Annotated in this window: 22 protein-coding genes and 1 tRNA gene; 8 read left to right on the top strand and 15 right to left on the bottom strand. The window is 65.9% G+C overall.

Going from position 1 to position 24,306, the window contains the following annotated elements; translation table 11 throughout:
* The first annotated feature begins 69 nt into the window (after nucleotides 1-69).
* The 3 genes from IEV56_RS06095 (at nucleotide 70) to IEV56_RS06085 (ending at nucleotide 3,549) form a co-directional block, all read left to right on the top strand.
* Nucleotides 70-154 (top strand) — tRNA-Leu (locus tag IEV56_RS06095).
* Nucleotides 155-240: 86 nt separating this feature from the next.
* Nucleotides 241-2,235, top strand: a complete 1,995-nt coding sequence (locus IEV56_RS06090; protein ID WP_188448829.1) for a tetratricopeptide repeat-containing sulfotransferase family protein — start codon at nucleotides 241-243, stop codon at nucleotides 2,233-2,235.
* 81 nt (nucleotides 2,236-2,316) lie between these two features.
* On the top strand, nucleotides 2,317-3,549 hold the full coding sequence (locus IEV56_RS06085; protein WP_188448827.1) for a DNA polymerase Y family protein: 1,233 nt from the start codon (nucleotides 2,317-2,319) through the stop codon (nucleotides 3,547-3,549).
* Between the two features lie 48 nt (nucleotides 3,550-3,597).
* Here the strand turns inward: IEV56_RS06085 and IEV56_RS06080 are convergent, their stop codons facing one another.
* The 9 genes from IEV56_RS06080 to rlmE form a co-directional block, all read right to left on the bottom strand.
* The gene (locus tag IEV56_RS06080; protein ID WP_188448825.1) at nucleotides 3,598-4,890 is read right to left on the bottom strand and encodes an adenylosuccinate synthase; all 1,293 of its coding nucleotides are present in this window, start codon (nucleotides 4,888-4,890) and stop codon (nucleotides 3,598-3,600) included.
* Nucleotides 4,891-4,986: 96 nt separating this feature from the next.
* Complete coding sequence (gene hflC / locus IEV56_RS06075; protein ID WP_188448823.1) at nucleotides 4,987-5,859, bottom strand: protease modulator HflC; 873 nt, start codon at nucleotides 5,857-5,859, stop codon at nucleotides 4,987-4,989.
* Nucleotides 5,859-6,980, bottom strand: a complete 1,122-nt coding sequence (gene hflK, locus IEV56_RS06070) for an FtsH protease activity modulator HflK (protein ID WP_188448821.1) — start codon at nucleotides 6,978-6,980, stop codon at nucleotides 5,859-5,861. Before hflK ends, hflC begins: the two co-directional genes overlap by 1 nt.
* Nucleotides 6,981-7,060: 80 nt before the next feature.
* The gene (hfq, locus tag IEV56_RS06065) at nucleotides 7,061-7,318 is read right to left on the bottom strand and encodes an RNA chaperone Hfq (RefSeq protein WP_188448819.1); all 258 of its coding nucleotides are present in this window, start codon (nucleotides 7,316-7,318) and stop codon (nucleotides 7,061-7,063) included.
* A 39-nt stretch (nucleotides 7,319-7,357) separates the two neighbouring features.
* Complete coding sequence (gene miaA / locus IEV56_RS06060; RefSeq protein WP_188448817.1) at nucleotides 7,358-8,299, bottom strand: tRNA (adenosine(37)-N6)-dimethylallyltransferase MiaA; 942 nt, start codon at nucleotides 8,297-8,299, stop codon at nucleotides 7,358-7,360.
* Nucleotides 8,299-9,783: a sodium/proline symporter PutP gene (gene putP, locus IEV56_RS06055; protein ID WP_188448815.1), complete on the bottom strand. Its 1,485-nt coding sequence runs from the start codon at nucleotides 9,781-9,783 to the stop codon at nucleotides 8,299-8,301. The genes miaA and putP overlap by 1 nt, the downstream gene beginning before the upstream one ends.
* A gap of 45 nt (nucleotides 9,784-9,828) precedes the next feature.
* A complete protein-coding gene (gene folP, locus IEV56_RS06050; protein WP_188448813.1) occupies nucleotides 9,829-10,725 on the bottom strand; it encodes a dihydropteroate synthase in 897 nt (298 codons plus the stop codon).
* Nucleotides 10,726-10,814: 89 nt separating this feature from the next.
* On the bottom strand, nucleotides 10,815-12,734 hold the full coding sequence (ftsH, locus tag IEV56_RS06045; RefSeq protein WP_188448811.1) for an ATP-dependent zinc metalloprotease FtsH: 1,920 nt from the start codon (nucleotides 12,732-12,734) through the stop codon (nucleotides 10,815-10,817).
* A gap of 8 nt (nucleotides 12,735-12,742) precedes the next feature.
* Nucleotides 12,743-13,363, bottom strand: coding sequence for a 23S rRNA (uridine(2552)-2'-O)-methyltransferase RlmE (gene rlmE / locus IEV56_RS06040; RefSeq protein ID WP_188448809.1), 621 nt, complete (start codon nucleotides 13,361-13,363; stop codon nucleotides 12,743-12,745).
* Nucleotides 13,364-13,438: 75 nt separating this feature from the next.
* Here rlmE and yhbY point away from each other — a divergent pair, with 75 nt between their 5' ends.
* The gene (yhbY, locus tag IEV56_RS06035; protein WP_188448807.1) at nucleotides 13,439-13,744 is read left to right on the top strand and encodes a ribosome assembly RNA-binding protein YhbY; all 306 of its coding nucleotides are present in this window, start codon (nucleotides 13,439-13,441) and stop codon (nucleotides 13,742-13,744) included.
* Nucleotides 13,744-14,118: an Mth938-like domain-containing protein gene (locus tag IEV56_RS06030; RefSeq protein ID WP_188448805.1), complete on the top strand. Its 375-nt coding sequence runs from the start codon at nucleotides 13,744-13,746 to the stop codon at nucleotides 14,116-14,118. The genes yhbY and IEV56_RS06030 overlap by 1 nt, the downstream gene beginning before the upstream one ends.
* Here the strand turns inward: IEV56_RS06030 and IEV56_RS06025 are convergent.
* The 4 genes from IEV56_RS06025 to IEV56_RS06010 all read right to left on the bottom strand — a co-directional run bounded on the left by IEV56_RS06025 (nucleotide 14,112) and on the right by IEV56_RS06010 (nucleotide 19,643).
* A complete protein-coding gene (locus tag IEV56_RS06025; protein ID WP_188448803.1) occupies nucleotides 14,112-15,773 on the bottom strand; it encodes a cation acetate symporter in 1,662 nt (553 codons plus the stop codon). The two genes, IEV56_RS06030 and IEV56_RS06025, sit on opposite strands and share 7 nt — an antisense overlap.
* Complete coding sequence (locus tag IEV56_RS06020) at nucleotides 15,770-16,081, bottom strand: DUF485 domain-containing protein (protein WP_188448801.1); 312 nt, start codon at nucleotides 16,079-16,081, stop codon at nucleotides 15,770-15,772. Before IEV56_RS06020 ends, IEV56_RS06025 begins: the two co-directional genes overlap by 4 nt.
* Before the next feature lie 21 nt (nucleotides 16,082-16,102).
* On the bottom strand, nucleotides 16,103-17,488 hold the full coding sequence (locus IEV56_RS06015; RefSeq protein WP_188448799.1) for an MBL fold metallo-hydrolase: 1,386 nt from the start codon (nucleotides 17,486-17,488) through the stop codon (nucleotides 16,103-16,105).
* Between the two features lie 64 nt (nucleotides 17,489-17,552).
* Entirely contained in the window at nucleotides 17,553-19,643 is a 2,091-nt protein-coding gene (locus IEV56_RS06010) for a S46 family peptidase (protein WP_188449363.1), read from the bottom strand.
* A gap of 179 nt (nucleotides 19,644-19,822) precedes the next feature.
* On the opposite strand from IEV56_RS06010, the gene tdh reads away from it, so the two are divergent.
* Complete coding sequence (tdh, locus tag IEV56_RS06005; protein WP_188449361.1) at nucleotides 19,823-20,842, top strand: L-threonine 3-dehydrogenase; 1,020 nt, start codon at nucleotides 19,823-19,825, stop codon at nucleotides 20,840-20,842.
* A gap of 75 nt (nucleotides 20,843-20,917) precedes the next feature.
* Here the strand turns inward: tdh and IEV56_RS06000 are convergent, their stop codons facing one another.
* Entirely contained in the window at nucleotides 20,918-21,601 is a 684-nt protein-coding gene (locus tag IEV56_RS06000; RefSeq protein WP_188448797.1) for a TorF family putative porin, read from the bottom strand.
* A gap of 291 nt (nucleotides 21,602-21,892) precedes the next feature.
* On the opposite strand from IEV56_RS06000, the gene kbl reads away from it, so the two are divergent.
* Nucleotides 21,893-23,089, top strand: coding sequence for a glycine C-acetyltransferase (kbl, locus tag IEV56_RS05995; RefSeq protein WP_188448795.1), 1,197 nt, complete (start codon nucleotides 21,893-21,895; stop codon nucleotides 23,087-23,089).
* On the opposite strand, the gene IEV56_RS05990 is transcribed toward kbl, so the two are convergent.
* Nucleotides 23,072-23,800 (bottom strand): pseudouridine synthase, encoded by a 729-nt coding sequence (locus tag IEV56_RS05990; protein WP_229730195.1) that lies wholly within the window; start codon nucleotides 23,798-23,800, stop codon nucleotides 23,072-23,074. The two genes, kbl and IEV56_RS05990, sit on opposite strands and share 18 nt — an antisense overlap.
* A gap of 36 nt (nucleotides 23,801-23,836) precedes the next feature.
* Between IEV56_RS05990 and IEV56_RS05985 the strand changes: the two genes are divergently transcribed.
* Entirely contained in the window at nucleotides 23,837-24,283 is a 447-nt protein-coding gene (locus IEV56_RS05985; RefSeq protein WP_188448790.1) for an OsmC family protein, read from the top strand.
* The last annotated feature ends 23 nt before the right edge of the window (nucleotides 24,284-24,306 follow it).

Here is a 24,306-nt window from a genome sequence, read left to right as displayed (position 1 = left end):
AAGGGCGGCAAAAAGAATTTTGACAAGCGGCCGGAGCCTGTCTTACAATAGCCGACTCAAACGCACCTTGCCCAGGTGGCGGAATTGGTAGACGCACTAGTTTCAGGTACTAGCGGGTAAAACCGTGGAGGTTCGAGTCCTCTCCTGGGCACCATTACGAAGAATCCCCGCCATCGGCGGGGATTTTTTTTCGCCCAGCCGCAGCAACCGCTAGAATGGACGTCTGCGAGGAAAGCGACGATGACTGACGATACGGTTCTGCAAACGGCCCGCGCCATGCTGGCGGCGGGCGATTACGACGGCGCCACGGCCTTGGCCTGCTCCGAGGCGCGCCGCGGCGACCGCCATCTCGGCGACTGGCTGCGCGAACACCTGGTCGGTGAACGCCTGAACGCCCAGGCGGCGGGCCTGATGCGGGCGCTGCCGAAATCCGGCAGCGTCGACGACCTGATCGACCAAGCCGCTCTGGCGCAGCTCGCCGGCGACTCCCGCAGCGCCATGGCCATCGCACGCAAGGCGCTCGCGCTGCAGCCGGACAACGCGTTCGCGCTCAACCACCTGGGGCGCGCGCTGTTCAACGCCGGTGCCGCCGGCGAAGCCAGAAGCGCGTTCGAACGCGCGGTCGCGGTCGCGCCGGGCTACAGCCAAGCCTGGCACAACCTCGGCCACGTGCTGCGCGCGGGCCGCGACTTCAAGGCGGCGGAAGCCGCCTACCGGAAAGCCGTCGCCATCGCGCCCGACTACCAATCGGCATTATTGAACTTGGCCCTGCTGCAGATGGGACAAGGCGACAATATGTCGGCCGTCGGCACCTTGCGCACCCTGCTCGACGTCAATCCGTCGCATGCCGAAGGCCTGCTGAATCTCGGCATCTGCCACCACATCCTGCGCGAGTTCGACGAGGCCAAGGCCGCTTTCGAACGGTCCATCGCCGCAGACCCCTCGCAGCCGCGGAGCCTGCGCCACATGGGAAGCCTGCTGCGCGAGCTGCAGGAAACGCATGCCGCCGTGGACTATTACCGCAAGGCGCTGACGCTGGCGCCGCAGGATGCCGACCTGCGCGCAGAGCTGATTTCGACGCTGGAACTGCTGAGCGACCTGTACGCGGCGGAAGAGGCGGTCAGGGAAGGCTTGGCGTCGACGCCGTCGGATTCCGGAATCCTGTTCGAATCCGCCAAGTTGCACCGACGCCGCGGCGACCATGAAGGCGCCTGGCGGATACTGAGCGCAATCGATCCCGCCCGCATGAATCCGCGGCTCGTGCAGAGCTATCATTACGAGTGCGGCACGGTGGCGGACCGGACCGGCCGCTACGACGAGGCGTTCAAGGCCTATGCCAAGGGCAACGAACTTTCGCTGACCAGCATACGGGCACGCAATACCGATCAATCCGCGCTTCCAGCCCAGATGGACCGCGTGCAGGCCTGGCTGGCCAAGGGCGCACCCTGCGCCGCCAGCGGCGAAGACGAAGACCTGGGCGACGACCTCTGCTTCCTGATCGGCTTCCCGCGCTCGGGCACGACGTTGCTGGACGTGATGCTGGATGGCCATCGACAGGTATTGTCCATCGAGGAAAAACCGACCATGGAGCGCGTGGCGTTCGCGCTCGACCGGCTGCCCGGCCATTATCCGGATGCGCTGTCGACCCTGGACCGGACCGGACGCGAGCGGCTGCGCGCGCTGTACCGTAGCCAGATCGATGGCCTGCGCACGCCGGAGCACGCGCTGGTCATCGACAAGATGCCGATCCGCACCATCCACGCGCCGTTCATCCACCGCCTGTTCCCGAATGCGAGATTCCTGTTCGCGGAACGTCATCCCTGCGACGTGGTGCTCAGCAATTTCATGCAGCATTACGCGGTCAACGAAGCCATGATCCACTTCACCCGCATGCCGTCCGCGGTGGAGACCTACGACCGTGTGATGCGCCTATGGCAGTTGGCTGAAGGCGCCCTGCCCGGTCTGCGCGTGCACCGGGTCCGTTACGAGTCGCTCGTCGGCGATCCCGACGGCGTTCTACGGGAGACCTGCGCCTTCCTCGGACTGCCTTGGCAGGAAGGGATGTCGCAACACAGGGACACCGTCGGACAGCGGAAGCAAATCAAGACCAACAGCTACCATCAGGTCGCCGAACCGCTTTACCAACGCTCGAAATACCGCTGGCTGAACTACCGTGTGCAATTCGAGCCGTACATGGCCACGTTGCAGCCGCATATCGACCGTATGGGTTACTGAGCGTCTCGGGCGCTGAGAAGCCGCCCGGCTAGACTTCAGGATGACGGGCGACTGGCGCCCGCGCGGCACCGGGAGGGCGGCATGGAACTGCGTAGCCTGTTCATCGACTTCAATTCGTATTTCGCCTCGGTCGAGCAGCAGGACGAACCGGCGCTGCGCGGCAAACCGGTGGGCGTGGTGCCGGTGATGGCCGACAGCACCTGCTGCATCGCGGCCAGCTACGAGGCGAAGCGGTACGGCGTGAAGACCGGCACCTTGGTGCGCGACGCCAAGCGGCTATGCCCCGGCATCCGGCTGGTGCCGGCACGGCCGGCGGTGTATGTAGGCTACCATCACCGTCTGCTTGAACTGATCAATCGCCATATTCCGGTGGCGCATGTGGGCTCGATCGACGAAATGGCCTGCGAGCTGCTCGGCCGCGAACGTGAACGGGCGCATGCAATCGCCATCGCGCGCGCGCTCAAGGCCGATCTGGCGGCGGAATTCCCGGCCATCAGGGCCTCGATCGGCATCGCACCGAACGCGTTCCTGGCCAAGACCGCCACCGACATGCAGAAACCCGACGGTCTGGTCGTTCTGGAGGCCGCCGATCTGCCCTGGGCATTGCACCGACTGGAATTGCGCGACCTGTGCGGCATCGGCCCGGCGATGGAGAAGCGCCTGCACCGGCTCGGCATCCGTAGCGTCGAGCAGCTGTGCTCGGCACCAATCCGGGTGCTGCACAAGGCCTGGGGCAGCGTCGAGGGCGACCGCTTCCACCGCCGTCTGCGCGGCGAACACCTGCCCGAACCGGCGCCGCATGGCGCCTCGAGCATCAGCCACTCGCATGTGCTGCCGCCCGAACTCCGGCATGGGGCCGGCGCCGAAACGGTGTTGAAGAAGCTGTTGCAGAAGGCGGCCGCGCGCATGCGCCATGGCAAGCTGGTGGCGCGCCGCCTGCAGGCCAAGATCAAATACCTGGACGCGCCGAGCTGGAAGGAAATCGCGTACTGCAACGACTGCGACGACACCCGCACCCTGCTCGGCCATCTGGACGAACTGCTGGCGCACCGGCCGCGGCATGGCCGGCCCTTGGCGGTATCGGTGGTGCTGTGGGATCTGTGCGAACGCATCGGCACCACCGACGACCTGTTCGCCGCCGGCGGGCAGAACGCCTCATCGCCATTGGATCCGGTGCTCGACCGCATCAACGCGCGTTTCGGCGCGCAGAAGATCGGCTACGCCTCGGCGCGCAGCGCGGCCGCGCCGATGCGCATCGCGTTCAACCGCATCCCCGATCCCGGCCGCGAGGACCCGACGCGGGGCAATCCATGAAAAAACGGCCCGCAGGCCGTTTTTCCGTTCAAGCGCGGCGCCCCCGGTTCAGGCGAACGGATCGCGCAGGACGATGTTGTCGTCGCGGTCAGGGCCGGTGGAAACGATGGCCAGCGGGCAACCGGCCAGCTCCTCCAAGGCGCGCAGATAGGCGCGCGCGGCCGGCGGCAGCTTGTCCCATTCGGTGATGCCGGCGGTGGATTCGCTCCAGCCCGGAAACTCCAGATACACCGGCTCGCACTCGTCCCAGCCGGCGGCGTCCAGCGGCGCGTATTCGGTCTGCTTGCCGCGGTATTGGTAGGCGATGCAGATCTTCAGTTTCTCCATGCCGTCCAGGATGTCGAGCTTGGTGATGCACAGGCCAGTGATGCCGTTGATGGCGACCGCGCGCTTGAGCGCGACGATGTCCATCCAGCCGCAGCGGCGCGGGCGGCCGGTGGTGGCGCCGTATTCCTGGCCGCGGTCGCGGATGCCCTGCCCGACGTCGTCGTCGAGCTCGGTCGGGAACGGGCCGCCGCCGACGCGGGTGGCATAGGCCTTGGCGATGCCGAGCACGTAATCGATGGCGTCGGCGCCGACGCCGGTGCCGGCCAACGCGCCGCCGACGGTGGTGTTCGAGGAGGTCACGTACGGATAGGTGCCGTGGTCGATGTCGAGCAGCGAGCCCTGCGCGCCTTCGAACAGCACGCGCTTGCCGTGCTTGCGCAGGTCGTGCAGGATGCCGGCCACGTCGGACACCATCGGGCCGATGTATTCGCCGAACGCCAGCGCCTCGTCGAGCGTCTGCTGGAAGTCGATGGCGTCGACCTTCAGGTACTGGGTCAGCACGAAGTTGTGGTAATCGAGCGCGGCGCGCAGCTTCTCGGCCAGCTCGGCCGGATAGCGCAGGTCGGCGACGCGGATGCCGCGGCGGGCGACCTTGTCCTCGTAGGCCGGACCGATGCCGCGGCCGGTGGTGCCGATGGCCTTGCCGCCGGCGGCCTTCTCGCGCGCCTGGTCGAGGGCGATATGGTACGGCATGATGATCGGCGTGGCCGGGCTGATCTTCAGCCGCGAACGCACGTCGACGCCGTTGGCCTCGAGCTCGGCGATTTCCTTCTTCAGCGCGCCCGGGTGCAGGACCACGCCGTTGCCGATCAGGCACAGCGCGTCGTCGCGCAGGATGCCGGACGGGATAAGGTGCAGCACGGTCTTCTTGCCGGCGATGACCAGCGTATGGCCGGCGTTATGGCCGCCCTGGAAACGGACCACGGCCCCGATGTCCTGCGTCAGCAGATCGACGATCTTGCCCTTGCCTTCATCGCCCCACTGCGCGCCAAGCACGACCACGGACTGACCCATAACACGTTCTCCTGAATTTGACGGTACCCGGACACGGAAAAAGCCGACATGCGCCGGCTTTTACGTATTATACGCGCTTTGCAAACGGGGGTGGCGTCAGCGTTTGCCGCCGCCGAAGTACTTCAGGTATTCCGAGTCCGGATCCAGCACCATGGTGGTCTTGCCGTCGGCGAAAGACGCCTTGTAAGCCTCCAGACTGCGGTAGAAGGCATAGAATTCAGCGTCTTGGCCGTAGGCGGCGGCCGAAATCCGGGCCACTTCGCTGTCGCCGGCACCGCGTACCTTCTGCGCCTCGCGCTGGGCTTCGGCCAAAATCACCTGGCTCTCGCGCTCGGCTTCGGCGCGCACGCTTTCGGCCAGCTCCTGGCCCTCGGCGCGCAGGGCGTTGGCTACCTGCTGGCGCTCGGTGCTCATGCGGTCGAACACCGAATCCAGGATCTGGCTGTCCTGCGGGAAGTTGATGCGCTTGATGCGCACATCCACCACTTCGATGCCGAGCGTGGCGGCGCCGGCGTTGATCTGCTTGAGCAGGCGCTTGGTCAGCTCGTTGCGGCCGCTGGACACCACCTGTTGCAGGGTCAGCTGGTTGATGTCGTTGCGCAGGGCGTTCTTCACGATCGGGGTCAGCCGCTGCTTCGCGGCCTCCTCGTTGCCGCCGCCGGCGGCACGGTAATAGGTGGTGACGTCCTTGATCTTCCACTTGACGAAGAAGTCGACCTCGACGTCCTTCTTCTCGGCGGTCAAGTAGCGTTCGGGGTTGTCGTCCAGGGTCAGCAGGCGGCGGTCGAACTTGCGCACCTGCTCGACGAACGGCACTTTGAAGTGCAGTCCTGGCGGTACGTCGTTGCGCACCACCTTGCCGAGGTTGAGCACGATGGCGGTCTGGCTTTCGTTGACCACGTACACCGAGGCGAACAGGGCCAGCACGGCCAGCGCGCCGGCGGCCAGGAATGGGGTCGGATTACGCATCAGTTGCCTCCCTCGCGGCCCTGGCGGACGTCACCGCGGCCGGAACGTTCGTTCGCCGGCGGCAGCGCCGCCGGAACCAGCGTCTGCGCCGGCGGACGCACCGCCGGATTGTCGGCGGCCGGCACCTGCCCGCCCAGCGGCAGGTACAGGATGTTGTTCTTGCCGCCGGCCAGCACTTTCGGATTGCGCGACGTCACTTCCTGCATGGTTTCCAGGTACAGGCGCTTGCGGGTCACTTCCGGCGCTTTGCGGTATTGGTCGGCCAGCAGGCGGAAACGGGCGGAATCACCGATAGCCTTGGCGATGCTGGCCTGGCGGTAGCCTTCGGCCTCGGCCTTGATGCGGGCGGCGGTACCGCGAGCCTCCGGCACGATCTTGCTGGCGTAGGCCTTGGCCTCGTTGACGATCGAGTTCTTCTTCTCGCGGGCGCTGATGGCCTCGTCGAAGGCCTTCTTGACCTCTTCCGGCGGACGCGCATCGGGCAGGTTGAACTGGGTCACGCGCAGGCCGGTCTTGTACAGGTCGAGCGATTCCTGCAGATGCTGCTTGGCGGTCACGATCAACTGGTCGCGGTCGAACAGCACGGTGTCCAGGGTGTTGTTGCCGATGACCTCGCGTACCGCGCTTTCGGCGGCCTGGCGCACGGTCTCGGTGCCCTGCATGCCGCCGGCGGCGAGCGCGTCGTCGCGGAAACCGAACAGGAACAGACGCGGATCGGAAATCACGTACTGGGCGTTGAGCTTGATGTCGACGATGTTCTCGTCCTTGGTCAGCACGCGGACGGTGTCTTCCAGGGTCTCGACCTTTGTGGCGTCGACCACGGTGACGGTCTCGACCGGCCAGGGCAGCTTGAGGTTGGCGCCCGGTGTCATCAGGCGCTCGAACTTGCCGAAACGCAGCACCACGCCGCGCTCGCGCTCGTCGATGAGCTTGAAGCAGTTGAACACCACCAGCACCGCCAGCACCGCCAGCACCGGCTTCAGCCAAGGCCGGTCGCCGCCATTGCCGCCGCCGAGACCGAGCTGGTCCTTCAGGCGCGCCATGAAATCATCGACCGGATTGCCGGAGCCTTTGCGTTTCCAGGGTTCCTTGTTGCCGCTGCCGGGTTGATTCCACGCCATTGCTGTCTCCGAGGCCTTATGCCTGCTCGTTGCCCTTGGATTTGGGGTCGGCGCCCCGGAAGTTCAAGACGCCGCGCCGGTCACTCGTCGGCGCCGGCGTCCGCGCTTTCATCCGCGGCCGGGCCACCAAGGCGGACGTTGCGGGCCGGGACCACGGTGGAGATGGCGTGCTTGTAGACCATCTGGCTGACGGTGTTGCGCAGCAGTACCACGAATTGGTCGAAGCTTTCGATGGTGCCCTGCAACTTGATGCCATTCACCAGGAAGATGGACACCGGCACGCGCTCGCGGCGCAGGGCGTTCAGGAAGGGGTCTTGCAGGGATTGCGATTTGGTCACGGGACGCTCCGTTTTTCTTAGGATTATTTATTGTTGCTTTCAGTCGCGGCCGAGGAAACGCCGCAAATGACAGTCTAGCGCATCTTTTTCGGACTGTGGGTCAAACCAGCGTGAATCCGGCGATCCGCGGAACCAAGTCAGCTGGCGTTTAGCCAACTGCCGCGTGGCGGCGATGGCCTGCGTGCGGAAGGTGTCGAAATCGGTCGCGCCGGCCAAGTGCTGCCAAGCCTGCCGGTAGCCGACGGCGCGCATCGCGGGAAGGTCCGGATGCAGGCGCGGATCGGCCATCAGGCCGCGCATCTCGTCGAGAAAGCCCTGCGCCAACATCTGGTCGAAGCGGCGCACGATGCGCTCGTGCAGCACGGCGCGGTCGGCCGGCGCCAGCACCACCGGCAGGATGCGGAACGGAAAAACCGAACGGCGCGGCGCGGACTGCCAGTCGCTGCGACTACGGCCGCTCACCCGGTGGATCTCCAGCGCGCGCAGGATGCGCTGCGGGTCGTTCGGATGGATGCGCGCCGCGCTGTCCGGGTCGACCTCGCGCAGGCGCGCGTGCATCGCGGCCCAGCCCTCGACCTCGGCCTGCGCGTTCAGCGCCGCACGCACGGCCGGGTCGGCCGCCGGCATATCGGACAGGCCATCGAGCAGTGCGCGGAAATACAGGCCGGTGCCGCCGACCAGCAACGGCACCTTGCCGGCCGCCGACAGCGCCTGCATGTGCGGCAGGGCCTCGGCGGCGAAATCGGCGGCGGAAAACGTTTCGTGCGGGTCGCGGATGTCGATCATCCGGTGCGGCGCCACGGCCAGCGTGGCGGCGTCCGGCTTGGCAGAACCGATGTCGAGCCGCCGGTAGACCAACGCCGAATCGACGCTGACGATTTCGGTGCCGAGCCGTTGCGCCCACTCGACCGCGAACGCGGTCTTGCCCGAGGCCGTCGGCCCCATGACGGCGATCGCCGGCGGGCGAGCGTCTTCGGCCATCAGCGGCTTTGCGCGATTTCCGCCCGGGCCGCGTCGAAACCGGCCTGCATGGCGGCGGACGGCGGCGCGCCGAGCCGGCTGACCAGGACGATGGCCACGCTGGCGAGCAGGAAACCGGGCACCATTTCGTACAGGCCGAACCAGGCGAACTGTTTCCAGACCAGCACGGTCACCGCGCCGGTCAGCATGCCGGCCAAGGCGCCGTCGCGGGTCATGCGTTTCCAACCGAGCGAGAACAGCACCACCGGCCCGAATGCGGCGCCGAAACCGGCCCAGGCGTACGACACCAATCCCAACACCTTGCTGTCGGGATTGGCGGCCAACACGATGGCAAGCACCGAGACCGCGAGCACCGCGGCGCGGCCGACCCAGACCAGCTCGCGCTGCGAGGCGTTTTTGCGGAAGAAGCCTTTGTAGAAGTCCTCGGTGAGGGCGCTGGAGCAGACCAGCAGCTGGCAGCTGAGCGTGCTCATGATGGCGGCGAGGATGGCCGACAGCAGGATGCCCGCGATCCACGGATTGAACAGCAGGCCGGACAGCTCGATGAACACGCGCTCGTTGTTGGCGCTGACCGGTGCGGCCTGCTCCGGATGCTGCGCGAAATAGGCGATGCCGAAGAAGCCGACCGCCATCGCGCCCAGCAGGCACAGCACCATCCAGGTCATGCCGATGCGGCGGGCGTTGCGGATCGACTTGGCCGACTCGGCGGCCATGAAGCGCGCCAGGATGTGCGGCTGGCCGAAGTAGCCCAGGCCCCAGGCCAGCAGCGAAACGATGCCGACCAGCGTGGTGCCCTTGAAGAAATCAAGATGCGCCGGATCGGTCTGCGCGATCAGCGCCATGCTCGGCTCGACGCCGCCGACCGCCAGGATGACCATCACCGGCGTCAGGATCAGGGCGAAGATCATCAGGGTGGCCTGCACGGTGTCGGTCCAGCTCACGGCCAGGAAACCGCCGACCAGGGTGTACAGGATGGTGGCGCCGGCGCCGATCCACAGCGCCTGCGCGTACGGCACATGGAACACCGACTCGAACAGGCGCGCGCCGGCCACGATGCCGGAGGCCGAATAGATGGCGAAGAACACCAGGATGATCACCGCCGACAGGATGCGCAGCAGCCGGGAACGGTCCTCGAAACGGTGGCTGAAATAATCCGGCAGGGTCAGCGCGTTGTTGCTGCGCTCGGTGTACACGCGCAGCGGCGCCGCCACGTACTTCCAGTTGCACCAGGCGCCGACGATCAGGCCGATGGCGATCCAGGATTCGGACACCCCGCCCAGATACAGCGCGCCCGGCAGGCCGAGCAGCAACCAGCCGCTCATGTCGGAAGCGCCGGCCGACAGCGCGGTGACCACGCTGCCGAGGTTGCGGCCGCCGAGGATGTAGTCGTCCAGGCTGTTGATCGAGCGCCAGGCCACAAAGCCGATGCCGACCATCAGCAGGATGTAGACGGCGAAGGTGACGTACAGGGGAGACCAGCTCATGGGCGTTCGCTCTGCGGGGGGAAGACCCGATTATAGAGCAAAGGCTCAGTCCTCATCCGGCCAGCGGATGACCGGCGCGGCCGCCTTGGCTTCGTGGCGCCGGGCACCCTGCACAGCCGTTAGCACCGCCAGCGCATCGCAGGTTTCGGCCACGTCATGCACGCGGATGATGGCCGCGCCGTTCTGCGCCGCCAGCAAGGCGGCCGCGGCCGAACCGGCCACGCGCCCGCCGACGTCGCGGCCGGTAATCTGGCCGATCATCGATTTGCGCGACACCCCGGCCAACACCGGCACGCCCAAGCTTCCGAATCGCTCGAGGTTCGCCAGCAGCGCCAGATTGTGCTCCAGGTGCTTGCCGAAGCCGAAGCCCGGATCGACCACCAGGTTCTTCTTGGCGATGCCGGCCATCTCGCAGGCGAACAGGCGCTCGGCCAGGAAGCGGTGCACCTCGGCCAGCACGTCGTCGTAGCGCACATCCCGCTGCATGGTCTGCGGGTCGCCGGACATATGCATCAGGCAGATTGGCACACCGAGCCCGGCGGCCGCTTCCAGCGCGCCCTCGCGGCGCAGGGCGTGCACGTCGTTGATGAAGCCGGCGCCGGCGGCGACCGCGGCGCGCATCACCTCCGGTTTGAAGGTATCGATGCTGATCGGCACCTCGACCCGCTGCGCCAGGGCCTCGATGACCGGAAGCACGCGGTCCAGCTCTTCCTGCAGCGGGACGGGCTCGGCACCCTGACGGGTCGATTCGCCGCCGATGTCGAGCATATCGGCGCCCTGCTCGACCAGACGCAATGCGTGCGCGATGGCCAGCGCGGCGGTATCGTGGCGGCCGCCGTCGGAGAACGAATCGGGCGTGACGTTGACGATGGCCATGATGCGCGGCCGGTCGAGCCGGAGCGCGCGCGCGCCGCATTGCAGGGTGGGAACGGTATCGAACATGGCGGACTCCGGTGGTTGTCGCGGCTTCATGGTAACCCATGAAAAAAGCCGGAGCGTGCTCCGGCTTTTTTCGTAACGGCAGCGGGGCCTCAGATCTGCGGCGCCGGACCGCCGATCGGATCGGGGCCGGTGCCGGGCTTGTCATCCTTGCTGACTTTGCCGGACTTGGCCCAATCCAACGGCGGGCCAGGCACCCGGCCTTCCATCACCGCGTCGATCTGGCTGACATCGATGGTTTCATAGGTCAGCAGGGCCTCGGCCATCACGTGCAGTTTGTCGATGTTGTCCTGAAGGATTTGCGTGGTGCGGGCGTAAGCGCGGTCGAGGATGCCGCGCACCACTTCGTCGATCTTGCGCGCGGTGTCATCGGAGACGTGCTTGGTCTGCGACACCGAGCGGCCGAGGAACACCTCGCCCTCGTCTTCGGCGTAGGCGATCGGGCCGAGTTCGTCCGACAGGCCCCACTTGGTGACCATGCTGCGCGCCATCTTGGTGGCGCGTTCGATGTCGTTGGAGGCGCCGGTGGTAACCTTGTCTGGCCCGAAGATCAGCTCCTCGGCGACGCGGCCGCCGTACAGCGAACACAGCTGCGATTCGATGGCGACCTTGTTGTAGCTGTACTTGTCGCCTTCCGGCAGGTACATGGTGACGCCCAGCGCGCGGCCGCGCGGGATGATGGTGACCTTGTAGACCGGATCGTGCTCCGGCACCATGCGGCCGACGATGGCATGGCCGGCCTCGTGGTAGGCGGTCAGCCGCTTCTCGTCCTCGCTCATCGCCATCGAGCGGCGTTCGGCGCCCATCAGGATCTTGTCGCGGGCCTTGTCGAAGTGCTCCATGCGCACTTCCTTGGCGTTCTCGCGCGCGGCGAACAGCGCCGCCTCGTTGACCAGATTGGCCAAATCGGCGCCGGAAAAGCCGGGCGTGCCGCGGGCGATGGTCATCGCATCGACGTCGGCGTCCAGCGGCACCTTGCGCATGTGCACTTTCAGGATCTGTTCGCGGCCCTTCACGTCCGGCAGGCCGACCACCACCTGGCGGTCGAAACGGCCCGGGCGCAGCAGGGCCGGGTCGAGCACGTCCGGGCGGTTGGTGGCGGCGATCACGATCACGCCCTCGCCGCCCTCGAAGCCGTCCATCTCGACCAGCAGCTGGTTCAGCGTCTGCTCGCGTTCGTCATGGCCGCCGCCCAAGCCGGCGCCGCGGTGGCGGCCGACGGCGTCGATCTCGTCGATGAAGATGATGCACGGCGCGTGCTTCTTGGCGGTGTCGAACATGTCGCGCACGCGCGAGGCGCCGACGCCGACGAACATCTCGACGAAATCGGAACCGGAGATGGAGAAGAACGGTACCTTGGCCTCGCCGGCGATGGCGCGCGCCAGCAGGGTCTTGCCGGTGCCGGGATTGCCGACCATCAGGATGCCGCGCGGGATTCGGCCGCCGAGCTTCTGGAACTTGGACGGATCGCGCAGGAACTCGACCAGCTCGCCGACCTCCTCCTTGGCTTCGTCACAACCCGCGACGTCGGCGAAGGTGACCTTGACGTCATTCTCGCCCTGCATCTTGGCGCGCGAACGGCCGAAGCTCATGGCGCCCTTGCCGCCGCCTTGCTGCATCTGCTTGATGAAATAGAACGCGATGCCGAAGAACAGCAGATACGGCAGGATGTTGAGCACGATGGCCCAGAACGGCGGACCCGCCGGCGGCTTGGCCTGCACGATCTCGACCTTGCGCTTGACCAGCACGTTGACCAGATCGCGGTCGTACGGGCCCCAGGTCTGGCCGACGCTGCCGTCGCCGCGCGTGTACTTGAGCTCGGTGCGGGCGGCGGAGCTGTCGTCGGAGAACTCGACCTTGGTCACCGCGCCGGCGTCGACTTCATCCAGGAACTTGGAATACGCCACTTCCTGGGTGGTCTTGCCGAAATCGGGGGCGAAAGTATTCATCACGGCCATCAGCAGGAAGCCGACGACCACGAATACGACGATGTTCTTGACCAGATCGTTCATGTTTTTCCTCAGCGCTTGCCGGCGGCCAACGCGTAAACCTCGTTCGAACGGCGCCGTGAGGCGGCCGGTTTGCGGATGGTGAGCTTCTGATAGCGCGGACGCAGGTCCTTGACGTACGCGTCGAAACCCTCGCCCTGGAACAGCTTGATCAGGAAATCACCGCCCTTCCTCAGATGGGCTTCGGCGAAATCCCGGGCCAGCTCGGACAGGTACATCGCCCGGGCCTGATCCACCGTGCCCACACCGGACATATTGGGGGCCATGTCCGATAAAACAAGGTCGACCGGCTTGTCGCCGACCAGCCGTTCCAGATCCGACAGTACCGATTCCTCCCTGAAGTCGCCGTGAATGAATTCGACCCCGGCGATGGGCGGCATGTCGAGGATGTCGAGGGCGATCACCCGACCCCTGTCGCCCATCACCTTGCGCGCCATCTGCGACCAGCCGCCGGGCGCGGCGCCGAGGTCGACGATGGTCATGCCGGGCTTGATCAGGCGGTCGCGCTCGAGCAGCTCCTCGAGTTTGTAGGCCGCGCGCGAGCGCAGGCCCTCGGCCTGGGCCTTCTTCACGAAGGGGTCGGAGAAATGCTCTTTCAGCCAGCGTTGGCTGCTTTTGCTGCGGGTGGCCATGCGGGGCGGCTGGAGTGGGCGTGGACTGGGGTTCATGATACCCTTTTATCCCCCGTAAATCCCAGGCTGAAGGTCATGACCGCACCCCTTACCAATCCCCAGAAACGCTACCTGCGCGGTCTGGCCCATGACCTGAAACCGGTGATCCTGGTCGGCGCCAAAGGCCCGGGCGAACCGTTGCTGGCCGAACTGGACCTCGCCTTGGAGCGCCACGAATTGCTGAAGGTGAAGTTCGCCGCCGACGACCGCGAGACCCGCGACGCCTGGATCGACACGCTGGTGGCCGGCTCGGGCGCGGCCCTGGTCGGCCGCATCGGCAACATCGCCATCGTCTACCGGCGCAGCAAGGACAAACCGCTGATCATCCTGCCGAAAGCCTGATGCAGATCACCCAGGAACTGCCGGATTTCCGTTACCTGTGCCGCGGCGTCAGCGCCGGCGGCGTGTTGGTCAACGAGCGCGAACTGCGCGCCAGCTTCCTGTTGACTCCCCACGAGTTGGTGGAAGATTGGACCCTGGACACGCTGACGGCGGCCGATGACGCGCACTGGCAGCGCGTACTGGATCTGCAACCGGCGCTGTTCATCCTCGGCACCGGCGACGTGCAGGCGTTCCCGGCCCCGAAGCAGCTGGCCTTCTTCCTGCAACGCGGCATCGGCTTCGAAACCATGAACAACGCCGCCGCCGCCCGCACCTTCAACATCCTGGCCCAGGAAGGCCGCAACGTGGTGGCCGGCTTCCTGATCGCTCAGTGATCGACGGCACCACTGGCGCCGTGCCCGGTCTGCGAGCGGATGAACTGCGACAGGAAGCGGGCCCGCTCCATGTCGGCGCCGGCCGAACGGTCGGTGACCGAAAACAGCCAGATGCCGGCGAACGCCGCCGCCATCGAGAACAGCGCAGGATATTCGTAGGGAAACAGCGGCTCGGCATGGCCCAGCACCTGCACCCAGACCGTCGGCCCCAGCACCATCAACGTCACGGCGGTGACCAGGCCCAGCGCGCCGCCGACCAGCGCCCCGCGCGTGGTCAGGCGGCTCCAGTACATGCTCAGGAACAGCACCGGGAAGTTGCAGCTGGCGGCGATGGAGAACGCCAGACCGACCATGAACGCGATGTTCTGCTTCTCGAACAGGATGCCGAGCACGATGGCGACCACGCCGAGCGCCAAGGTGGTGAGCTTGGACACCCGCAGCTCGGCGCGTTCGTCGGCCCGGCCCTGCTTGAACACGCTGGCGTACAAATCGTGCGAGACCGCCGAAGCGCCCGATAGCGTCAACCCCGCGACCACCGCCAGGATGGTGGCGAAAGCCACCGCCGAGATGAAGCCGAGGAACAGGTCGCCGCCGACCGCATCGGCCAGATGCACGGCCGCCATGTTGTTGCCGCCGAGCAGCTCGCCGGCGGCGTCCTTGAACGCCGGATCGGTGCTGACCAGCAGGATGGCGCCGAAACCGATGATGAAGGTGAGGATGTAGAAATAGCCGATGAATCCGGTGGCGTAGAACACGCTCTTGCGCGCGGCCTTGGCGTCGCCGACGGTGAAGAAGCGCATCAGGATGTGCGGCAGGCCGGCGGTGCCGAACATCAGGGCCAAACCGAGCGAGATGGCCGAGACCGGATCCTTGACCAAGCCGCCCGGACTCATGATGGCCGCGCCCTTGGGATGCACGGCGATGGCTTCGGCGAACAGGCGGTCGGCGTCGAAGCCGACGTGCTTCATCACCATGAACGCCATGAAGCTGGCGCCGGACAGCAGCAGCACCGCCTTGATGATCTGCACCCAGGTGGTAGCCAGCATGCCGCCGAACAGCACGTACAGCACCATCAGGATGCCGACCAGCACCACGGCGGTGGCGTAGTCCAGGCCGAACAGCAGCTGGATCAGCTTGCCGGCGCCGACCATCTGCGCGATCAGGTACAGGGCCACCACGGCCAGGGTGCCGCAGGCCGACAGGCTGCGGATCTCCATCTGCTTCAAACGGAACGAGGCGACGTCGGCGAACGTGTAGCGTCCGAGGTTGCGCAGGCGTTCGGCCATCAGGAACAGGATGATCGGCCAGCCGACCAGAAAGCCGATCGAGTAGATCAGTCCGTCGTAGCCGGAGCCGAACACCAGCGCCGAGATGCCGAGAAAGGACGCCGCCGACATATAGTCGCCGGCGATCGCCAACCCGTTCTGGAAACCGGTGATGCGGCCGCCGGCGGCATAGTGGTTGGCCACCGAGGTGTTGCGCCGCGCCGCCCAATAGGTGATGGCGAGGGTGGCGACCACGAAGGCCAGGAACATCGCGATGGCGGTGACGTTGGTGCCCTGCTTCTGCACCTCACCATCCAAGGCACCGGCGGCCATGGCCGGGCCTGCGGCCAACAGGGCGGCCAGGCCGATGCCGATCCGCGATGCGCTCATCGCGTCACATCCTCGAGCAGTTCGCGGGTCAGCCGGTCGAACTCGCCGTTGGCCCGGCGCACGTAGATGCCGGTCAACACGAAGGCGGACACGATCAGACCGATGCCGGCCGGAATGCCCCAGGTCGTCGGGGCGCCCGGACGGATGCGGGCACCCAACCAATCCGGACGGAACGCAATCAAGAGGATAAAGGCGAGGTACAGCGCCAACATCAGTCCCGACAGGATCCATGCCAGGCGCTCGCGCTTGCGCACCAGCTCTTGGAATTTCGGATGGGCGTGGATCAGTGCATGGATCGGGTCATACATGTCGGAGGTCCTCGCAGTGGATCAGATCGTCAGCGTGTCGCCGTAGGCGGGAATCTGCGCATCGACGTCGAAGCGGGTCTTCAACGCCAGCGCCAACGCCTTGCGGGCATCGTCCTCGCCGTGCACCAGCGCGACGCGCGGATGCCGGTCGTAGGCGCCGAACCAGTCGAGCAGGCCGGATTGGTCGGTATGCGCGGACAGACCGCCTATGGTGTGCCGGTGCGCCTTGATGCGGATCTCCTCGCCGAACAGCTTGATCGAGTCGATGCCGTCGACCAGCAGGCGGCCGAGCGTACCGGCCGATTGATAGCCGACGAACAGCACGTGGTTCCTGGCGCTGCCGAGGTTATGCCGCAGGTGGTGGCGGATGCGGCCGCCGTTGCACATACCGGATCCGGCGATGATGATGCAGCCGCCCTTGTGCTCGTTGATGGCCTTGGAATCCTCGACGTCGGTGGTGTACTTCAGGTTCGGCAGCCGGAACGGATGCGGCCGGCCGTGGAACATGGCTTTGGCGTCGGCGTCGAACAGTTCCTCGTGCCGGTCGTAGACCTCGATGACCTTGGACGCCATCGGGCTGTCCATGAAGATGCGCCATTTGCCGAGCCCCCAGTCGTCGAAGTGCTTGGCGAACCAGTACAGCAGCTCTTGGCTGCGGCCGACGGCGAAGGCCGGAATCAGGATGTTGCCGCCGCCTTTCCAGGCGGTCTCGAAGATCTGGCCGATCTCCTCCAGGGTGGCGGCGCGGTCGCGGTGCAGGCGGCCGCCGTAGGTCGATTCCAACAGCACCAGATCGGCGGCGTCATACGGATCGGGATCGTTGAGGATCGGCGTGTTGCGTGGGCCGAGGTCGCCGGAGAACACCAGCGTCCTGGTCACGCCGTCCTCGACCGCCTGCACCCGCACGCTGGCCGAACCGAGGATGTGGCCGGCGTCCTGCAAGGTGACGGTGATGCCGGGGAACAGTTCGATCGGCCGGCGGTAGTCGAGACGCTCGAGCTGCCGCACCACCTGGCCGACGTCGTGGCGGGTGAACAGCGGCTTGTGGTGGCTGTGGCCGTCCTTGTGGAAGCGGTTGCGGCGTTCGGCGTCCATCTCGGCCAGCGAGGCCGCGTCCTCCAGCATCACCGGCAACAGGTCGGCGGTCGCGCGCTGGGTGTAGATCGGCCCATGGAAGCCGTATTGCATCAGCACCGGCAGGCGGCCGCAGTGGTCGATGTGGGCGTGGCTCAGCACCACGGCGTCGATGCGCTTGACGTCGAAATCGAACGGCAAGGCGTTCTTGGCCTCCTCGATCCGGCTGCCCTGGATCATGCCGCAATCGAGCAGGATGCGCTTGCCGCAGGCCTCGACCAGATGGCAGGAACCGGTGACCGCGCCGGCGGCGCCGAATAGGCTGACTTTCATCGCGTCTCCCCGTGTGGTTGCGTTTCCATACTAACAAAAAGCCGGCTTGCGCCGGCTTTCCGTGTTATTGCCTGGCGGCTTCGATTTCCGCCAGCACGTTCGGAGCCGGGAAGGCCTTGTCGATGACCCAGAGCATATAGCGGGCATCGACCGAGATCATGCGGTTCAGGCTGCCGTCGTAGACCCAGTTCGAGCTGACCGACTCCCAGTTGCCGTCGAAGGCCAGACCGACCAGTTCGCCCTTGCCGTTCATCACCGGCGAACCGGAGTTGCCACCGGTGATGTCGAGGTTCGACAGGAAGTTGACCGGCAGACTGCCGAGTTTGGCATCGGCGTACGGGCCGTAATCCTTGGCGGCGACCAAATCCAGCGCGCGGCGCGGGGCGTCGAACGGCTCGACGCCGGTGGCCTTGGCGGCCATGCCCTCGGCGGTGGTGAACGGCACGTAGCGCGCGCCGTCCTGCGGCGTATAGCCAGTTACGTTGCCGTAGGTCAGGCGCAGGCTGCCGTTGGCGTCCGGATACACGCCTTGGCCGCGGGCGCGTTTGTAGTCCATCACCGCCTGCATGAACACCGGGCGGTAACGGGCGTATTCGCCGGCGCGGGCCTTGCCGGTGTTCTCCACCGCCAGCAGCTCGGGGTAAAGCGCGACCGCCAGGCGGATGACGCTGTCGCTACTGGCCTCGAACGCCGCCCTGTCGGCCTTCAGCCATTTCTCGCGCTCTTCCAGGCGGCCGTAGCTGGTGCCGGCGTACAGGCCATCCAAGGCGCGCTCGACGGCGGCGGCGTCATTGCCGCCGAGCCAGGCGTCCAGCGCGGCGTTGCGGCTATCGGCCGGCAGGGCGATGTACTGAGTCAACCAGTACTGCATCAGCTGGCGCTCCATGGCCGGATGGAAACGGTTCTGCAGTTCGCGCATGGCACCCTCGAAGCGCGGCAGGTCGCGGTCCTGATAGCCCGGCGCGCGCTCGGCGTTGGGCTTGGTGCGTTCCACCGACAGGCGGTACAGGCTGCGGGCGTTGCCCAACAGGCCGAGGTTGGCGATGCTGCCGACGAGGCTGTCGCGCACCTGCGTCTTGCGGTCCTGCATGTGCAGGGCGACCAGCTGGCGGTGTGCGGCCAGCGCCGGCTTGCCGGACTTGCCCTGCTTGGCCAACCAAGCCAGCACGGCCTTTTCCTCGGCGCGCTTCAGCGCCGCGGCGCCGCTCTTGCGGAAGCCGAGCAGCTGGCCGTCGTAGTTCTTCAGCACGTTCTCCCAGCTACGTACGGTGCTGGCGTATTTGATGTCGATGTCCTTGTCGGCCTTGCCGGCGGCGTGCACCAGGTCGCGCACGGCTTTGTAGTGGCCGCTGATGAACGGATAGGCCCAGTTCTCGGTGTTGTCGAACTCGTCGGCCAGTGCGTAGCGGTTGGTGCGGCCCGGATAACCGGCGACCATCACGAAATCGCCTTCGGCCAGCGGATCGCGCGCGACCTTCAGCCAGCGTGCGTTGCGGTAGGGCACGTTGTTCTTGGAGTAGGCGGCCGGCTTGCCGTCCTTGCCGACGTAGGCGCGGATCAGGGTGAAGTCGCCGGTGTGGCGCGGCCACATCCAGTTGTCGACTTCGCCGCCGTAGTTGCCAATGCTGCCGGGCGGTGCGTAGACCAGGCGCACGTCCTTGATTTCCATCTGCTTGAACAGGCGGTACTGCACGCCGCCGAAAAAGCTGTACATCGAGCAGCGGTAGCCCGGCTCGCTTTCGCAGGACGCCACCAGCGCCTTGGTGGCGTTTTCGATGGCTTGCTGGCGCTGCAGGCCGTCGGCCTTGGCCGGCACGGCCCGGTTCACGGCATCGGTGACGTCGGTGATCGAATCCATCACGTAGATGCGCGAGTTCGGACCGGCGTTGAGCTCCTGTTCCGGCGAGGCGGCGATGAAGCCGTCGGCGATCAGGTTGTTCTGCGGCGTGGAGTTGAGCTGGATGCCGCCGTAGGCGCAGTGGTGGTTGGTGGCCACCAGGCCGTTCGGGGAGATGAACGAGGCGGTGCAGCCGCCGAGCGAGACCACGGCGCCCAGAGGCTTGCCGGTCAGGTCGGCGAAGTCGGCCGGATCCAGCGCCAAGCCGGCGCGCTTCAGCGGGCCGGCGATCTCGCCGAGCTGTTGCGGCACCCACATGCCCTCGTCCGCCTGCGCGACGGCACCGAAAGCCAATAATAAAGACAGCATTTTCAAACGCATACCAGGAACTCCGGACGACGGGGACAAACCCCGATTATGACCGAAATCCGCGTCCCGGTGGTCGCCTATGCGTATAATGGCGGCCTTGCAACGGGAGTCCCCCTATGACCGCCATGATGAAAGCCCTCGTCAAACGCCACCCCGAGAAGGGAATCTGGATGGAGCAGGTGCCCGTGCCCAGCCCGGGCCCGAACGAAGTCCTGATCAAGCTGGAGAAGACCGCGATTTGCGGTACCGACCTGCACATCTACAAGTGGGACGAGTGGAGCCAACGCACCATCACCCCGGGACTGGTGATCGGCCATGAATTCGTCGGCCGCATCGCCGAGCTGGGCCCGGGCGTGACCGGCTACGCCATCGGCGACCGGGTCTCGGCCGAAGGCCACATCGTCTGCGGCCACTGCCGCAACTGCCGCGGCGGCCGCCAGCACCTCTGCCCGAACACGGTCGGCATCGGCGTCAACCGGCATGGCGCCTTCGCCGAATACATCGTGATGCCGGCCTCGAACCTGTGGCCGATCCCCGACCAGATCCCGAGCGAGCTGGCCGCGTTCTTCGACCCCTACGGCAACGCCGCGCATTGCGCGCTGGAGTTCGACGTCATCGGCGAGGACGTGCTGATCACCGGCGCCGGCCCGATCGGCATCATCGCCGCCGGCATCTGCAAGCATGTCGGAGCCCGCAACGTGGTGGTCACCGACGTCAACGACTACCGGCTGAAGCTGGCCGCCGACATGGGCGCGACCCGGGTGGTCAACGTCTCCAAGCAGAGCCTGAAGGACGTGATGGCCGAACTGCACATGGAGGGCTTCGACGTCGGCCTGGAGATGAGCGGCGTGCCGCAGGCCTTCAACGACATGCTCGACTGCATGTACCACGGCGGCAGGGTCGCCCTGCTCGGCATCCTGCCCAAGGGCGCCGGCGTGGATTGGGACCGCATCATCTTCAAGGGCCTGACCGTACAAGGCATCTACGGCCGCAAGATGTACGAGACCTGGTACAAGATGACCCAGATGGTACTGACCGGCTTCCCGCTGCACAAGGTACTGACCCACCAGGTCCACATCGATGACTTCCAGAAAGGCTTCGACCTGATGGAAGCCGGCGTCTGCGGCAAGGTGGTGTGCAGCTGGTGATTCCGCCGGAAGCGGATCGCGGGCATGAAAAAGGGGCGCCGAGGCGCCCCTTTTTAATTACCGCATCGCCGGGGATTAGCCGCCGATGGTCATGCTCAGCACCACGGCGTCGGCCGCGCGCGGGCCTTCGAGGTTGGTGTCGTAGTAGTTCAGGCCGAACTCGATGCCCTTGAACGACTTGCTCACGCCGACGTTCCAGTCGTTGTAGTCGCCGAAGTCGGAGAAGGTGCGGCCGAAGCCGGCGTTCAGGGTGTATTCGCCGCCCAGATCCCAGCTGTTGCCCAGGTTCACATAGGTGACGTTTTCGCCGCTGTTCGAGTAGTCGTTGGTGTAGCCGACGGTCAGGGTGCCGACGTCCTTCAGACCGACCTTGGTGATCAGTTCGTTGTAGTCGATGTTGCCGTAACCGGCGTCCGAACCGTGATAGGTGTAACGGGTCAGCATCACGTCGAAGTTGACGTTGTCGGTGATGTCGGTGTTGTAGCCGACATACAGGTCGACCTCACCCTTCGGACCGGTGGTGTCTTGGAAGTCGACGTTGGAACCCCAGGCGCCGGCATAGAAGCCGCTGTCGCCGAAAGCGTAGTCAACGCCGGCTTGGAAGGCGATGTCACGGTTGGATTGCGAGATGCCGCGGAACACGTAGTCGGAGGCAACGCCGGCGTTCCAGCTGAAGTTCGATTCGGCGTCTTGCGCGAAGGCGGCGGCCGGAGCCAACAGAAGCGCGGCCAGGACGGCGGCTTTCAGGTTGTTTTGCATTGAAATTCTCCAAAAGGATTGGTTTATTTACGGGTCGAAGCCCGAGGCGCACCGACTTCCTTAGCCGGCTGGCTTGAACCGATGTTAACGGATTCTTAGCAATTTGTGTAGCCCTGTCACAGTTTGTGGCCTGTGGTTCAAGGCATGTTCATCTACCAAACAGAGCTCCCAGCCTGTGTAACCGCTCTAATAAATCGAAATAATATTCAATAATTCAATGTGTTACGAAATCAAGCGGCGGGCATTTGATGTAAAATGACCCGATCAATCACCCCATCCCGGATTCTCGCCATGACCAAGCCCGCCCTGCTCGACTACCAGAATGAACTCGCCCGAATCGAAGCCCAAGGCCTGCTGAAGCGGGAACGCATCATCACCAGCGCCCAGTCCGCCGAAATCCAACTGGTCGACGGCCGCCGGGTACTGAACTTCTGCGCCAACAACTACCTCGGCCTGGCCGACAACCCGGACGTCATCCAGGCCGCCAAGGACGCGCTGGACAGCCACGGCTTCGGCATGGCCTCGGTACGCTTCATCTGCGGCACCCAGGACCTGCACAAGACCTTGGAAGCCCAGATCGCCGAATTCTTCGGCACCGAGGACACCATCCTGTACGCCGCCTGCTTCGACGCCAACGGCGGCCTGTACGAACCGCTGCTGGGCGAGAACGACGCCGTGGTCTCCGATGCGCTGAACCACGCCTCGATCATCGACGGCATCCGCCTGTGCAAGGCCAAGCGCTACCGCTACGCCAACTGCGACATGACCGACCTGGAGGCGCAGCTGCAGAAGGCGCGCGCCGACGGCTGCGGCAAGATCCTGATCAGCACCGACGGCGTGTTCTCGATGGACGGCTTCATCGCGCCGCTGGCCGAGATCACCGCGTTGGCGGAGAAATACGGCGCACTGGTGCATATCGACGAATGCCACGCGACCGGCTTTCTGGGCGCGACCGGCCGCGGCTCGGCGGAAGTCGGCGGCGTATTGGACAAGATCGACATCTTCACCGGCACCTTGGGCAAGTCGCTCGGCGGCGCCTTGGGCGGCTTTACCACCGGCCCGAAAGCGGTGATCGAGCTGCTGCGTCAACGTTCGCGCCCCTACCTGTTCTCCAACTCGCTGCCGCCGCCGGTGGTGGCGGCCGGCATCAAGGTGTTCGACATGCTGGCCGCGGCCGACGGCCTGCGCGCCAAACTGCAGGACAACACCCGATACTTCCGCGAGAAGATGGCGGCCGCGGGCTTCGCGCTCAAGCCGGGCAGCCACCCGATCGTGCCGGTGATGCTGCACGATGCCCCGCTGGCGCAGGAATTCGCCAAGCGCCTGTTGGATGAGGGCATCTATGCGGTCGGTTTCTTCTTCCCGGTGGTGCCGCAGGGCCAGGCCCGCATCCGCACCCAGATGAGCGCCGCGCACACCCGCGAGCACCTGGACCGCGCCATCGCCGCCTTCACCAAGGTCGGCCGCGAGCTAGGCGTGATCCAATAAAGCGATTTCGTCCGCGCCGAGCTCCCGCCACTGCCCTTTCGGCAGGTCGCCCAAGGGCAGGCCGCCGATGGCGGTGCGCACCAGACGCAATACCTCAATATCGAAGGCTTCGAGCAGTCGCCGGATCTGGCGGTTGCGGCCCTCGTCCAGCACGATTTCCAACCAGGCGTTCTTTTCGCCGACGCGCAACAGCTGGGCCCGCTTGGCGCGCAATAGGCCCTCGGACGAGTCGACACCGGTCTCCAAAGCTTTCAACAACGCGGCATCGGGCCGGCAATCGACCTGCACATGGTAGGTCTTGTCGGGGCCGGTCGCGGGATCGGTGACGCGCGCCGCCCACTGCGGATCGTTGCTGAACAGCAGCAGGCCCTCGCTGGCCTTGTCCAAACGCCCTACCGGCGCCAACCACGGCATGTCGGCCGGCAGGCAGTCGTACACGGTGGCGCGTTGCTTTTCGTCATTGCGGGTGGTGACCAGACCACGCGGCTTGTTGAGCATCAGCACGCGGCGCTGTTGCCGCTGTGCGGCCTCGCCGGCGACGGCGACGGCATCGACGCCCATGCGCACCGGAAACTCGGGGTCGCGGCGCACGCGGCCGTTGACCCGCACCCGGCCTTCGGCGATCCATGCCGCCGCCTGCGTGCGCGAGGCCAGGCCCAGCTTGGACAGCACGCGGGCGAGGCCATGGCGTTTGGGGGCGGTGTCGGTCATGCCGGTGTAGAATACGGCAAACCCGAGGAGACCGTCATGTCCGAACACGTCGCCGACATCGAATGGAACGCGCAGTCGCATCCGCAGCAGGCGGACACCTATTCGCGCGACCATACCGTCACCCTGGAGAACGGACATGCCCTGTTGAACTCGGCCGCGCCGGCGTTCCTGGGCAATCCGGCGGCATCCAACCCCGAAACCCTGTTGCTGGCGGCGTTGTCCTCCTGCCACATGCTGACCTTCCTGGCGGTGGCCGCCAAACGCGGCTACACCGTGCTGAGCTACCGCGACCACATCACCGGCACCCTCGGCAAGAACGCCGACGGCCGCATGGCGATCACGCACTGCGTATTGCATCCACGGATCGAGTTCGGTGGCGACAACGCGCCGGACGCCGAGACCTTGGCCAAGCTGCACGACAGCGCGCACCGCAACTGTTTCATCGCCAACACGCTCAATACCGACTTCCGGGTCGAGAACTGACCTTCACGATGGAATCACCGCAT

It is taken from the genome of Arenimonas maotaiensis (assembly GCF_014638745.1).
In the GTDB taxonomy this organism is placed as follows: Bacteria; Pseudomonadota; Gammaproteobacteria; order Xanthomonadales; family Xanthomonadaceae; genus Arenimonas; species Arenimonas maotaiensis.
The sequence above is the reverse complement of the archived record's forward strand: the minus strand, read 5'-3'. Positions and strand labels throughout refer to the sequence as shown.

What these genes read in the sequence shown, in the direction of transcription:
- IEV56_RS06090 (WP_188448829.1), top strand. Translation starts at nt 241, where the DNA reads ATGACTGACGATACGGTTCTGCAAACGGCCCGCGCCATGCTGGCGGCG.
- IEV56_RS06085 (WP_188448827.1), top strand. Translation starts at nt 2,317, where the DNA reads ATGGAACTGCGTAGCCTGTTCATCGACTTCAATTCGTATTTCGCCTCG.
- IEV56_RS06080 (WP_188448825.1), bottom strand. Translation starts at nt 4,890, where the DNA reads ATGGGTCAGTCCGTGGTCGTGCTTGGCGCGCAGTGGGGCGATGAAGGC.
- hflC (WP_188448823.1), bottom strand. Translation starts at nt 5,859, where the DNA reads ATGCGTAATCCGACCCCATTCCTGGCCGCCGGCGCGCTGGCCGTGCTG.
- hflK (WP_188448821.1), bottom strand. Translation starts at nt 6,980, where the DNA reads ATGGCGTGGAATCAACCCGGCAGCGGCAACAAGGAACCCTGGAAACGC.
- miaA (WP_188448817.1), bottom strand. Translation starts at nt 8,299, where the DNA reads ATGGCCGAAGACGCTCGCCCGCCGGCGATCGCCGTCATGGGGCCGACG.
- putP (WP_188448815.1), bottom strand. Translation starts at nt 9,783, where the DNA reads ATGAGCTGGTCTCCCCTGTACGTCACCTTCGCCGTCTACATCCTGCTG.
- folP (WP_188448813.1), bottom strand. Translation starts at nt 10,725, where the DNA reads ATGTTCGATACCGTTCCCACCCTGCAATGCGGCGCGCGCGCGCTCCGG.
- ftsH (WP_188448811.1), bottom strand. Translation starts at nt 12,734, where the DNA reads ATGAACGATCTGGTCAAGAACATCGTCGTATTCGTGGTCGTCGGCTTC.
- rlmE (WP_188448809.1), bottom strand. Translation starts at nt 13,363, where the DNA reads ATGGCCACCCGCAGCAAAAGCAGCCAACGCTGGCTGAAAGAGCATTTC.
- yhbY (WP_188448807.1), top strand. Translation starts at nt 13,439, where the DNA reads ATGACCGCACCCCTTACCAATCCCCAGAAACGCTACCTGCGCGGTCTG.
- IEV56_RS06030 (WP_188448805.1), top strand. Translation starts at nt 13,744, where the DNA reads ATGCAGATCACCCAGGAACTGCCGGATTTCCGTTACCTGTGCCGCGGC.
- IEV56_RS06025 (WP_188448803.1), bottom strand. Translation starts at nt 15,773, where the DNA reads ATGAGCGCATCGCGGATCGGCATCGGCCTGGCCGCCCTGTTGGCCGCA.
- IEV56_RS06020 (WP_188448801.1), bottom strand. Translation starts at nt 16,081, where the DNA reads ATGTATGACCCGATCCATGCACTGATCCACGCCCATCCGAAATTCCAA.
- IEV56_RS06015 (WP_188448799.1), bottom strand. Translation starts at nt 17,488, where the DNA reads ATGAAAGTCAGCCTATTCGGCGCCGCCGGCGCGGTCACCGGTTCCTGC.
- IEV56_RS06010 (WP_188449363.1), bottom strand. Translation starts at nt 19,643, where the DNA reads ATGTGGGTGCCGCAACAGCTCGGCGAGATCGCCGGCCCGCTGAAGCGC.
- tdh (WP_188449361.1), top strand. Translation starts at nt 19,823, where the DNA reads ATGAAAGCCCTCGTCAAACGCCACCCCGAGAAGGGAATCTGGATGGAG.
- IEV56_RS06000 (WP_188448797.1), bottom strand. Translation starts at nt 21,601, where the DNA reads ATGCAAAACAACCTGAAAGCCGCCGTCCTGGCCGCGCTTCTGTTGGCT.
- kbl (WP_188448795.1), top strand. Translation starts at nt 21,893, where the DNA reads ATGACCAAGCCCGCCCTGCTCGACTACCAGAATGAACTCGCCCGAATC.
- IEV56_RS05990 (WP_229730195.1), bottom strand. Translation starts at nt 23,800, where the DNA reads ATGACCGACACCGCCCCCAAACGCCATGGCCTCGCCCGCGTGCTGTCC.
- IEV56_RS05985 (WP_188448790.1), top strand. Translation starts at nt 23,837, where the DNA reads ATGTCCGAACACGTCGCCGACATCGAATGGAACGCGCAGTCGCATCCG.